Raw genomic sequence first — 12,122 nt, forward strand, 5'->3', positions numbered from 1 at the left:
TCACGGAAACAGCTACATGGCGCTGTTATAGTACAGATAAGCCGACATAGTTAAGAAGCACCGGGCAGGCGCTTGATCATGAGAGATTCCAATCTTTTCTCTTGCTCTCGTGATGAAGCGCCTCCTTACTGGACAGCTGCGTTCCAGTGGTGCTTCTCTTTTTTTGTGTATGCCTTAATGTCATCTCATTGGACGCACTGCCTAATTTCTTATATGATAAAAGCATGTAAACGTATGAAAGGGGTAACCGTGATGGATTGTCTTTTTTGTAAAATCGTAGAAGGGGAGCTTCCTTCCACGAAAGTACTCGAGAATGATAAGGTGCTTGTATTTCAAAACATTAACCCGGAGGCGCCGGTTCATGTTCTGATTATTCCCAAGAAGCATATCGCATCCATGAACGATATTCAGGATGAAGATTTGCTGCTGATTGGCGAGATGCACAAAGCGGCGAAAGAAGCCGCTGCCAAGCTGGGCATTGCGGAAAGCGGTTATCGGTTAATTAACAACTGCGGACCTGATGGGGAACAATCGGTGTTTCATGTGCACTATCATCTGATGGGCGGTCGCCGTTTAGGCGCTTTAACAGGCATTTCGCCCGCGCATACATAACATCAGGCCAATGAAGAAATAGATCAGCCTCGCAGCGGAACGTCGCTGCGGGGTTGTTCCAATTCCTGAGACTATTGTAAAATAGACGCCTAAGGTTGACACCTTATTTCCGTTTGCCCTATAATGAAGTTTGATGAACCGTGTTAATGCTCTTGGACGGTCTGGTCGGAGGGAGGGAAAACTGGTGTCTGAAACTAAAGTTCGCAAAAACGAGACAATTGATGCTGCACTTCGTCGCTTCAAGCGTTCCATTGCTAAAGATGGCGTATTGGCTGAAGTGAAGAAACGCAAGCATTATGAAAAGCCAAGCGTAAAGCGCAAGAAAAAGTCCGAGGCTGCTCGTAAGAGAAAGTTTTAGGAGGATCTGAACTAGCATGAATCTTAGCGAACGATTGAACGAAGATATGAAGCAAGCGATGAAGAGTAAGGACAAGTTCAAACTCTCAACGATTCGAATGGTTCGTTCGACGATAAAAAATCTTGAAATAGATTTGAAACGAAGTTTGGATGACAACGAAGTGCTTGATATTTTTAGTCGTGAAATCAAACAGCGCAAAGATGCCCTCCAAGAATTTGAAAAAGCGGGACGCGACGATCTTGCCGCCGATGCAAAAGCAGAAATTGAGCTCCTAAGCGCCTACCTCCCGGAACAGCTTACTGAAGAAGAAATTAAAGTCATTGTACAGCAGACCATCCAGGAAACCGGTGCTTCTTCAAAAGCCGAGATGGGTAAAGTAATGAGCGCTCTCATGCCGAAAGTTAAAGGGCGTGCAGATGGAAAGCTTGTCAATCAAGTTGTTCAACAATTTCTGTAACAACATAAGTGAAACACCCCTTGTTTTCTCAAGGGGTGTTTTTTCTTTTTATCTGGGGGATGTATTCATGAACCGCCTCTTTGCGATGGTTTTTTCTAAGGATGGGCATACTTTTTGAAACGAAATCGTTTCTGATTCGTAGTAACTACCATATGAGGGCAGATAGATACATATGCTTATGCAAAAGGCAGGTCGCTGAACCCGTTTTGTCGAAGTATAGGGGTACAGATGGCTTAATACGTCGAAAAGGAGGGGAACAGATGAGCAGACCGTTATGGATCCGCAAATTCCTGACATTCACGGCAGCCGTCGTTATGATGCTGATATCGATCGGTATGTATGTAGGTCCGATGAAATCCGCGGTGGCTGCTAACATCGGATCGGTGTATGTCATTCCGGTCAAGCAGCAGATCGAGCGCGGCTTAACCAGCTTCATGGAGCGTGGATTTAAGGAAGCCGAGAAGATGGGGGCCGGACTGATCATCCTGGAAATTGATACGCCGGGAGGCCTGGTCGACCAAGCGGGTAAAATTGCATCCTTGATGAAGGCCAGCGATATTCCGATTGTGGCTTACATCACGGGTGATGCCGCATCTGCTGGGAGTTACATTGCGCTGAACGCAGACAAGATTGCCATGGCGGAAGGCACCATGATTGGCGCGGCTTATATGGTGGATGCCAGGGGGAATCCGATCGAGGATGCCAAGATGGTTTCCTGGTGGAAAACAAGCATGGCGAGTGCCGCTGAAGCTTCAGGTCGAAATCCGGAGATTGCCAAGGGGATGGCTGATCTCAAGATGAAGATTGATCTACCTGACATCGGATTGACAAAGCAACCCGGGGAGATCATATCGTTGACGCATGATGAAGCGCTGAAGACGGGTTATGCGGATACGATTGCGAACAGCACAGAAGAAGTCATCACGTGGATGGACTACTCCACGCAGGACATATTTCGGATGGAGCAGACCTTCTCAGAGAAGCTGGCTACCTTCCTCACGCATCCCGGTGTCATGGCGCTCCTGCTCTTCATCGGTATTGCAGGTGTCATTATCGAAGTGATAGTTCCGGGTTTTGGTGTGCCGGGAATTTTAGGGGTGACCGCATTTGTGCTGTATTTCTTCGGTAACCAGGTCGCAGGATTTGCCGGTTGGGAGAACTGGCTGCTGTTTGTGATCGGTATCGTGATGCTGGCGATGGAGCTGTTTGTGCCAAGCTTCGGGATACTGGGCATCATAGGATCAGCCAGCTTGATTGCCGGCGTTGTTATGGCGGCCTACAGCACGTCTCATGTGGCTCTATCCCTAGGTATTGGGGCGGCTTGTGCTCTGGTGGCTATCATCGTGGTCGCTCTCGTATTTAAGGAACGGGGAATATGGCGGAAGTTCATACTCAGTGACAGCTTATCGAAGGAGCAGGGGTATGTTCCGAATGAAGACCGGGATGTACTTATCGGTCTGGTCGGCACATCGATCACGCCGCTGCGACCGGCTGGAACGATGGAGCTTGAGGGACGACGCCTTGATGTAGTTACCCTTGGAGGTTTTATCGATTCCGGTCGTCCGGTCCGTGTCATCAAGACGGACGGCACCAGAATTGTCGTAGAGGAAGAAAAAGGGTGAACCTCGTCACAGAATTGTGTAGTATTAAAAGGGCTAATGTTTAAGCGTTCAAGTGAGAAGCGTAAATATTTTAAAAATGGAGGGTGAAGTAAATATGGATGGTTCTTTGATACCAGTACTACTAATCGGGGTTGTCGCGATCATTGTGCTAAGCGTGTTTTTCAGTTTCTTTCCGTTAATGCTCTGGATCTCGGCGATCGCTTCCGGCGTTCGCATCGGGATTATTACGTTGGTGGCCATGCGACTGCGGCGCGTAACGCCGAGCCGGATCGTGAATCCGCTCATCAAGGCGACAAAAGCAGGTCTAGGCCTGAATATTAACCAACTCGAGAGTCACTATCTCGCTGGCGGTAACGTTGACCGGGTGGTTAATGCCTTGATTGCAGCCCAGCGTGCGAATATTCCGCTCGAATTCGAAAGAGCTGCTGCGATTGACCTGGCAGGACGCGATGTTCTGCAGGCTGTTCAGATGAGCGTTAACCCGCGTGTTATCGAGACACCGGTTGTAGCAGCTGTTGCTAGAGACGGTATTGAAGTGAAGGTTAAGGCTCGTGTTACCGTTCGTGCCAACATTGACCGTTTGGTCGGGGGTGCTGGCGAAGAGACGATTATTGCTCGTGTCGGCGAAGGGATCGTAACGACGGTAGGTTCCAGTAATTCGCATAAAGATGTTCTTGAAAATCCGGATCTGATTTCGAGAACGGTTTTGTCCAAGGGACTCGACGCGGGAACAGCATTTGAAATTCTGTCCATCGATATCGCGGACGTGGATGTAGGCAAAAACATCGGCGCGTACTTGCAGACCGAACAGGCGGAAGCCGATAAGCGTATTGCCCAGGCGAAGGCGGAAGAACGCCGCGCGATGGCGGTAGCCCAAGAGCAAGAGATGAAGGCTCGCGTCGTAGAGATGAGAGCACGCGTTGTGGAATCGGAATCCCAAGTTCCGCTGGCTATGGCTGAAGCGCTTCGCAGCGGCCAATTGGGCGTGATGGATTATATGAACCTGAAGAATATCGAAGCCGACACGCAGATGAGGGGTTCCTTCGGTAAGATGGGTGAGAATAATGACAATTCCGGAGACAACAAAACCAAGTAACGATGAGGTGAGCCTATAGTGAGCTGGTTAATCGAAAATTTTTACATTGTAGCTGTTATAGGCTTCTTCATCATCTCCGCCCTCGGAAGACGCGGGAAGAACCCTGAGGAGGGGAAGAATCCCCGTATGCCGTCCTTCGGCGGCGAAGGGGACCGTCCTGCAAGACCGGGGCAGCAGCGGCCTGAAGCAAGACGGGTACAGACGACTCCGCAAGTCTCCCGTCCGGCACCTGTTCAGGAAAGCACCCGGATCGAGCGGATGGATGAAGAAGAAATGGATACCGGCAACGGATACTCTCTTGAACATCAAGAGATTGACCGAGCCAGACGTGAGGAAGAGATGAGGTCTCGACCTGACAGCATAGATCATAGACTCGAGATGATGGAGAAGGATTTGAACCGAATTCACTCGAATTTGAACCGGATGACCATCGCATTGCCAGAAACGGTTGTCGAAAGCCGGGATGAAGATCATGAACAGTCCAGGGGCAGTGGATCGTTTCTTGCAGAGCAAGCTCGAAACGGCATTGTTTGGGCCGAAATTCTGGGAACTCCGCGTGCCAAGCGCCCCATGAATCCTCGTCGTTAATTTGGCGGATTCTTAAGGGACATTCGACCCGATAACTTGAATAAGATATGCGTAAAAATACAATTCATAGATTCATAGAAGCGGGAGACCGCCTTGTCGGATTTTTTTGACGGGGCGGTCTTTTTACTTTTGATCTCATAAAACGGCTTTCTGGGGCATAAGGTGTACAGTACAGGAAGGGGGAAAGTCTCCATATGTCCCGCATCAGCCGCAAGCTGCAGAAATGGACCCAAGAAATGCTTGATTTGCCACAGGACCTGTTATTTGATTTGCCGCGGTTGACCCTGATTGGCAATAAAGAGCTGCATATCGAAAATCATCGCGGAGTCCGGCATTTTTCCGAGGAACGACTTGTGTTGTCTTTAACGCAGGGGTCTTTGGAGATTTCGGGGACCGGACTTGCGATTCAGGCTATTCAAAGCCATGAAGTGACCATCATTGGCACCATTCATCATATTCAATACATAGGAACGGGGGAGAAACCGTGAAAATTCCGACGATGATCCATCTTCGAGGGTATTTGAAGCTCGCTGTTCGCGGTGAGCATGTGGAAGCATTCATCAATTCATTGGCGGAGGCGGGGATTCCAGTTTGGGATGTAACACCGACAGGGGCCTACTCAGCAGAGCTTAAGCTGCTGCTGAAGGATTTCAAAGGGCTCCGTCCACTGTTAAAACGGACAGGCTGCCGTACGCGGATCAAGGGGCGTTACGGATACCCCTTCAAAGCTCGCCGCCTGTTGAAACGCAAAGCGTTTGTTATCGGCATTGTTGCGTTTTTTATGATCCTGCTCACGCTTTCCTCGATGGTGTGGAACGTGGAAGTCGAGGGGAATGAAACCATCGCTTCGGAAGATGTGCTTGATGCGGCCAAGTTGGAAGGCATTTATCCGTTTCAGTGGATATTCAAGCTGCAATCGATGGACAAGCTGTCCGGAAATATGACCGCCCGCCTCCCGGGAACTTCATGGGTAGGGGTGGAACGCAACGGGACGCGCATTCGCATCCAGATCGTAGAGGCGGCCGTACCGGAGAAACCGCCGCTCCAGAGCCCGAGGCATCTAATCAGTACGCAGGACGCTGTGATCACCCATATTTACGCCGAGAAGGGGGTCCCTAAAGTAGGGATTAACAGCCGGGTGAAGAAAGGCGACATTCTGATTTCCGGTGTCCTTGGGGACGAGGAAAATTCGGAACGAATTGTAGCCAAAGGGGAAGTAAAAGGCCTTGTATGGCATGAATACGATATCGAAATCCCATTGGTGAAGACCCATAAGGTGTATACGGGGGAAGGTAAGAAGCGTTCGTATATCGTATTTGGCGATCGGGCCGTCCAGCTGTGGGGCTACGGGGATATTCCGTTTTCACAGCAGGAGACCTTGACCTTCTATGATCCGCTTACGTGGAGGACGCGCGTGCTTCCGCTGGGCTGGATGACGGAAAAAATCATGGAGGTTACCGAGGTGCAGCGGACCATAAGCGAGGATGAAGCGAAAAAAGAGGGAATCGAGGGGGCACGCCGGGATATTTTGGCGAAATATGGGACCGATTCAAGATTTGTAAGCCAAAAAATTTTGCATGATAAGAAAGAGAATGGTAAAGTTTATATGAAAGTGCTTTTTGAGGTGGAAGAGACCATCGCGAAAGAACTTCCCATAGTATACGATCAAGGAGAATGAGGCTATTTGTCACAGCAAACGACCAGCATTCAAATTTTACTTCAAAGCGCGTCAGAAGGTCTGTCGTTATTCGGACCACAAGATACATTTCTGAAATTAATCGAAAAAGAAATTCCTGCGACGATAGATTCACGGGAAGCGGTCATCACGATTCGTGGGCAACATCGGAATGTGGAGAGTCTTCAGCAGCTGTTTGAAGTGCTGCTCCAGCTTGTGCGCAACGGCTACATTTTGACCGAGCGTGATATCCTTTATGCTGTAGAACTCGCCAAGGATCTGAGAGCTGATCAATTGCTGGATCTGTACAAGGGCGAAATTACGACAACCTTCAAGGGCAAGCCTATTCGTGTAAAAACCATCGGTCAGAAGCACTATGTGACCACCATCAAAAAGCGGGATGTTGTATTCGGTATCGGTCCTGCCGGAACAGGGAAAACCTACTTGGCTGTCGTTCTGGCTGTTGCCGCGCTGAAGGAAGGATCCGTCAAAAGGATCATTCTGACAAGGCCGGCAGTAGAGGCTGGAGAGAGCCTGGGCTTCCTGCCGGGTGATCTGCAGGAGAAGGTTGATCCTTACCTCAGACCATTGTACGATGCCTTATACGATGTTATGGGCCCGGATCAAACGGCCAAGGCGCTGGAGCGTGGATTGATTGAAATTGCGCCGCTTGCTTACATGCGCGGGCGGACGCTGGATGATTCATTTATTATTTTGGACGAAGCACAGAACACCACGCCGGAACAGATGAAGATGTTTCTGACACGGCTTGGATTCGGCTCGAAGATGGTCATAACCGGGGACGTGACCCAGATTGACCTGCCGCGGGGCAAGAAATCAGGACTTATCGAAGCTAAAACGATATTAAGCGGAATTGAGGAAGTCGGATTCGTCTATTTTGCCGAACAGGATGTTGTACGTCACTCTTTAGTACAAAAAATCATCGTCGCTTATGATAAAGCAGCAGAAAACCAAGATTAAAGGGGATTGTCGCAATGGCCTCCAAAGAACCATCGACGGACAAGTCCATATGGGGTAAAAACAGCGGATGGAAATATAGCGTGGCAACACGCTATATTCTGTTTTTGCTGCTTGCTTTACTCTTTTATATCAGTCTAGCATCCAAGCTTTTGCCGGAACGCTATGACATACAGGTCAATACGAAAAGCGAAAAGAACATCGTAGCGCCCGTGCAGATTGAGGATAGCAAGGCAACGCTTAAGGCACAGGAGGCGGCAGCGGAGAACGTCCAGCCGATTTACCCTCTCGTTCCTCTGCGGAATGACGTCCTGGTCACGCAAATCCTTGACCGCATTGAACGTTTGAATCAGGACGTCGATATCAGCTCTGGCGAAAAGGTCGAAATTTATCGTAATGAAATTCCGAGGATGGCTCGAGAATTCGTGCAAAACTTCGTGTCGGCCAACAGCACGAATGAAGCTTATTCCAAAGAGCTGCTTCAGGAAATGCAGCGGGTCATCGAAGAACAAACCTATCGGATCCCCGAGGAAACGTTCATTAAGATACCGAGGCTGAATTCGGAAGATATTATTCAAATGAAGCCTGTAGCTCGCGAGATTGTATCCAGGCTGATGCTGAACGAAATCGTGGATGCCGATACGGCCCGTACCCGCGTGGCGGAACGAGTGAACACAAGCTCGTTGAATGATCGGACCGCCAGGGAAGTCGTTCAGGAATTGGCAAGTTTAACGATAACGGCCAATAAATTCTATGACGAGGTTGCCACCAAGAATGCAAAGGTTGAGGCCCGGGAGAATACTCCGCCCGTATTTATCAAACAAGGGGATATCCTCGTGGCGAAGGGTCAGCTTATCACGCCGGAGCTGTACGAGCTGCTTGGCAAAAATGGTCTGCTGAAGGACGACATTAACTACTGGCCGGAGCTGGGAGTTCTTCTCCTGTCTGTCCTGCTGTCGCTGGGCATACTGACTTTCATAAGACAGTCGGAACCTGGCAAATTTAAATACAACAACTCGCAGCTGTTAATGCTGGTCCTGGTGTATGTGATCACGCTGATTCCGATGCATTTGACCGCATTTCTGCAAAGCGATTCCCAGATGTACGTTGGATATCTTGCGCCTGTTGCGATTGGCGCGATTCTGGTTACCCTGCTGCTGGAAACCTCGCTTGCCTATTTCAGCGTCATCATTTTCAGCATCATGGCAAGCGTCATATTGAATGTCCAAGGCGAATTGTTTGACTTCAAATTCGGGTTATTCGCAGCCGTGACTTCCTGCGTGGCGATCTTCTCGATTCACCGCGCGAGCCAGCGGTCGACGATGCTGAAGGGCGGCATTATGGCTTCTCTCTTTGGCGCATTGATCGTGTTTATCATGCTGCTGCTCAATAACGATACGTGGACCACGAGTGAAACGCTGTATTCGATCGGTTTTGCGATTGCGGGCGGATTGCTAACGGCCATCCTGGTCATCGGATTAATGCCGTTCTTCGAAGTCACCTTCGGTATTTTGTCGGCACTGAAGCTGGTGGAATTATCGAACCCGAACCATCCGCTGCTCCGCAAACTGTTGACGGAGACGCCGGGCACTTATCATCACAGTGTCATGGTCGGAAACTTGTCCGAAGCGGCGGCGGAAGCGATTGGCGCCAACGGACTGCTGTGCCGCGTCGGATCCTACTATCATGATATTGGAAAAACCAAGCGTCCGATCTATTTTATCGAGAATCAGAACAATATGGAGAACCCGCATGACTCCATTGAACCGAAGCTGAGCAAATCCATTATCGTTGCACACGCAAGGGATGGCGTGGAAATGCTCAAGGAGTACAAGCTGCCTAAACCGATACGAGATATCGCAGAGCAGCATCATGGCACAACGTTTTTACACTATTTTTATCATAAAGCGGTTCGCCAGGCGGAGGAGCAGAGCATAGAACTGGATTTCACCGAAGATGATTTCCGTTATCCAGGGCCGAAGGCTCAATCCAAGGAATCCGCGATTGTCGGCATAGCCGACAGCGTGGAAGCGGCTGTTCGTTCATTGCGTAAACCGACGGTGGAACAGGTTGAATCGATGATCGAGAAGATCATCAAAGGCCGCCTGGATGACCACCAGTTTAATGATTGCGATTTAACGATGAAGGAACTGGACATTATCGCCAAGACGTTAAAGGAAACGGTGATGGGGATTTTCCATTCCCGGATCGAGTATCCTGAGGATGTGAAGCGTCCCAAGCCGACAGCGCCAAATGGTGATAACCCGACCGCTTCCGAGACATCGGCAACGAGTGAGGAACAGAGAAGGAGCGTATAAGAATGAGCCTGCAGCTGGCATGGAATAATGAACAAGAGGATTTTCAGATTAGCGAGGATTTGATCGCCTTGCTTGAAGTGATTCTTCAGAAGGCCGGAGAGGCTGAAGGCGTTACCGACGGCGAGGTTGATCTGACTTTCGTCGATGATAAACAGATCCATGAATTGAACCGGGAGTACCGGGGAATCGATCGTCCGACCGACGTCCTCTCCTTTGCGATGAATGAGATTACGAACGATGAGCTCGAGATCATTTATGAGCTTGAAGAAGGAGAAGAACTGGAGAGCGTGCCGGATGTTCTGGGTGATATCATTATCTCGGTCCCTCGGGCGAAGCTGCAAAGCGAAGAATACGGTCATTCCTTGGAACGGGAACTCGGTTTTCTGTTTGTTCACGGATTTCTGCATTTGCTCGGATATGATCATCAGGATGAGGCGAGCGAAGCGGAAATGATGGGCAAGCAGGAGGCTGTACTTGCAGAAGTAGGATTGACAAGATAGTGAAGCCGCACAGACAATCGTTATACAGGGCATTTGGGTGCGCGATCCGCGGCATCTTGACGGCTGTACAAACGGAACGCAATATGAAAATCCACATTGCTGCTGCCTTGATTGTATTCATCGCAGCAGCTTTGCTGCAATTGGACCGAATGAGCTGGTTGTTTTTGGTATTGGCGATTGCCCTCGTATTTATCGCGGAGCTGGTGAATACTGCGGTAGAGGCCATTATCGATCTGATCTCGCCAGAAGAACATGTTTTAGCTCGGGTGGCTAAGGACACAGCAGCCGGTGCAGCGTTAGTTGCAGCGGTGTTTGCCGTCGTAATTGGTATTCTGGTCTTCTATGAACCGGTATGGGAATGGATACAATCAATGACAAGTTGAACATTAGGAGGAACTGGATATGGATGCAGGATTGTTAATGCAGGAAGCGATTAAAGCACGTACGCGCGCTTACATACCCTATTCAACATTTGGTGTAGGGGCGGCTCTGCTCGATTCGCGCGGAGAGGTACATCTTGGGTGTAATGTTGAGAATGCCGCATACGGTCCTACCAATTGCGCTGAACGCACGGCATTGTTCCGTGCGATTGCCGATGGTCATGAAGCAGGGAGCTTCCAGGCGATTGCCATCGTTGCCGATACAGATGGCCCGTGCACGCCGTGTGGGGTATGCCGGCAAGTGCTGGTGGAGCTGTGCAAACCCGATATGAAGGTGATCATGGGGAATATGAAGGGTGACATCAAGGAAACGACCGTCAGTGAACTGCTGCCGGGCGCGTTTGGTCCTTGGGATTTAAACAAACAGTAAGTTTGCAATTGAACAGGATCGAACCAAGGTTTCAGAAACAACATGTAGATACAGGACAGTAGCGGAGGAATGGTATGCAAAAAAAACAATTTAAGTCCGGGTTTGTGGCTATTATCGGTAGACCGAATGTAGGGAAATCAACGCTGATGAACCAGGTGATCGGTCAAAAGATTGCCATCATGTCGGACAAACCGCAAACAACAAGAAATAAAATTCATGGCGTTTATACGACCAACGAATCCCAAGTGGTTTTTCTGGATACACCGGGCATTCATAAACGTCAATCCAAGCTTGGGGATTACATGAACCAGACCGCTTTAAGCACGCTGGGTGAGGTTGAAGCCGCGTTGTTTCTGGTAGACGCTTCCGAGGGCATCGGCGGGGGAGACCGTTACATCGCCGAGCAGCTGCAGAAGATCAAGACTCCGATCATCCTGGTCATGAACAAAATCGATAAGATTGAGCCGCCCGCTCTGCTCCCACTGATTGAGCAGTATCGGAAGCTGCATGATTTTGCAGAGATCGTCCCGATTTCCGCCAAGCTCGGCAACAATGTCGACACGCTTCTTGAACAAATTCAGAAGTACTTGCCTCCAGGCCCGCAGTATTATCCTGAAGACCAAGTGACGGATCATCCGGAGCAGTTCGTGTGCGCAGAGCTGATTCGCGAGAAAATTTTGCACATGACAAGAGAGGAAGTTCCTCACTCCATTGCGGTTACGATTGAGGATATGCGGGTGGAGGAGAACGGAACCGTATATATTTCAGCCGTGATTTTTGTGGAACGCGACTCCCAAAAGGGTATCATTATCGGCAAGCAGGGTGCTCTGTTAAAAGAGGTTGGCAGACAAGCCCGTCAGGACATTCAAAGACTGCTCGGGTCCAAGATTTTCTTGGAGCTCTGGGTTAAAGTTAAAAAAGATTGGCGTAACCAAGAACGCGTTCTTCGCGATCTCGGATTTCACCGCGGGGAATAATAGAGCCGCTGTGCAAATTCGAGGCAAATCATACACGGCAGTCGCCTGCCAACAATTGCATTTCATAAATCTGCTCTAGGCGCACATCCTAATTTTCGTAGATGCGAAACGCCATTTCCGAAGAGAGGATG

The 12,122-nt window shown here is 49.5% G+C and carries 14 protein-coding genes; all 14 read left to right on the forward strand.

The window, feature by feature from the left end; translation table 11 throughout:
• Nucleotides 1-252: 252 nt before the first annotated feature.
• The 14 genes from BJP58_RS29100 to era all read left to right on the forward strand — a co-directional run bounded on the left by BJP58_RS29100 (nucleotide 253) and on the right by era (nucleotide 11,991).
• Nucleotides 253-612 carry a histidine triad nucleotide-binding protein gene (locus BJP58_RS29100; RefSeq protein WP_071222932.1) on the forward strand — a complete coding sequence of 120 codons (360 nt, stop codon included), beginning with the start codon at nucleotides 253-255 and terminating at the stop codon, nucleotides 610-612.
• Between the two features lie 184 nt (nucleotides 613-796).
• A complete protein-coding gene (gene rpsU / locus BJP58_RS29105) occupies nucleotides 797-970 on the forward strand; it encodes a 30S ribosomal protein S21 (protein WP_005547957.1) in 174 nt (57 codons plus the stop codon).
• 16 nt (nucleotides 971-986) lie between these two features.
• Entirely contained in the window at nucleotides 987-1,427 is a 441-nt protein-coding gene (locus BJP58_RS29110; protein ID WP_006209020.1) for a GatB/YqeY domain-containing protein, read from the forward strand.
• A 260-nt stretch (nucleotides 1,428-1,687) separates the two neighbouring features.
• Nucleotides 1,688-3,049 carry an NfeD family protein gene (locus BJP58_RS29115; protein WP_194541636.1) on the forward strand — a complete coding sequence of 454 codons (1,362 nt, stop codon included), beginning with the start codon at nucleotides 1,688-1,690 and terminating at the stop codon, nucleotides 3,047-3,049.
• A 94-nt stretch (nucleotides 3,050-3,143) separates the two neighbouring features.
• Nucleotides 3,144-4,145, forward strand: a complete 1,002-nt coding sequence (gene floA, locus BJP58_RS29120) for a flotillin-like protein FloA (RefSeq protein WP_071222934.1) — start codon at nucleotides 3,144-3,146, stop codon at nucleotides 4,143-4,145.
• Nucleotides 4,146-4,163: 18 nt separating this feature from the next.
• On the forward strand, nucleotides 4,164-4,733 hold the full coding sequence (locus BJP58_RS29125; RefSeq protein ID WP_194541637.1) for a hypothetical protein: 570 nt from the start codon (nucleotides 4,164-4,166) through the stop codon (nucleotides 4,731-4,733).
• A gap of 194 nt (nucleotides 4,734-4,927) precedes the next feature.
• Nucleotides 4,928-5,221, forward strand: a complete 294-nt coding sequence (yqfC, locus tag BJP58_RS29130; RefSeq protein WP_071222936.1) for a sporulation protein YqfC — start codon at nucleotides 4,928-4,930, stop codon at nucleotides 5,219-5,221.
• Nucleotides 5,218-6,411, forward strand: a complete 1,194-nt coding sequence (gene yqfD, locus BJP58_RS29135) for a sporulation protein YqfD (RefSeq protein WP_194541638.1) — start codon at nucleotides 5,218-5,220, stop codon at nucleotides 6,409-6,411. The genes yqfC and yqfD overlap by 4 nt, the downstream gene beginning before the upstream one ends.
• 6 nt (nucleotides 6,412-6,417) lie before the next feature.
• A complete protein-coding gene (locus BJP58_RS29140) occupies nucleotides 6,418-7,389 on the forward strand; it encodes a PhoH family protein (protein WP_113060209.1) in 972 nt (323 codons plus the stop codon).
• Nucleotides 7,390-7,403: 14 nt separating this feature from the next.
• Complete coding sequence (locus BJP58_RS29145) at nucleotides 7,404-9,704, forward strand: HD family phosphohydrolase (RefSeq protein WP_194541639.1); 2,301 nt, start codon at nucleotides 7,404-7,406, stop codon at nucleotides 9,702-9,704.
• A 2-nt stretch (nucleotides 9,705-9,706) separates the two neighbouring features.
• Nucleotides 9,707-10,204 (forward strand): rRNA maturation RNase YbeY, encoded by a 498-nt coding sequence (gene ybeY / locus BJP58_RS29150; protein WP_194541640.1) that lies wholly within the window; start codon nucleotides 9,707-9,709, stop codon nucleotides 10,202-10,204.
• Nucleotides 10,204-10,587, forward strand: a complete 384-nt coding sequence (locus BJP58_RS29155) for a diacylglycerol kinase family protein (RefSeq protein WP_071222941.1) — start codon at nucleotides 10,204-10,206, stop codon at nucleotides 10,585-10,587. The genes ybeY and BJP58_RS29155 overlap by 1 nt, the downstream gene beginning before the upstream one ends.
• A 19-nt stretch (nucleotides 10,588-10,606) precedes the next feature.
• A complete protein-coding gene (gene cdd / locus BJP58_RS29160; RefSeq protein WP_071222942.1) occupies nucleotides 10,607-11,014 on the forward strand; it encodes a cytidine deaminase in 408 nt (135 codons plus the stop codon).
• A 74-nt stretch (nucleotides 11,015-11,088) separates the two neighbouring features.
• Nucleotides 11,089-11,991: a GTPase Era gene (era, locus tag BJP58_RS29165; protein WP_071222943.1), complete on the forward strand. Its 903-nt coding sequence runs from the start codon at nucleotides 11,089-11,091 to the stop codon at nucleotides 11,989-11,991.
• Nucleotides 11,992-12,122: the final 131 nt, after the last annotated feature.

The organism is Paenibacillus sp. JZ16, assembly GCF_015326965.1.
In the GTDB taxonomy this organism is placed as follows: Bacteria; Bacillota; Bacilli; order Paenibacillales; family Paenibacillaceae; genus Paenibacillus_AQ.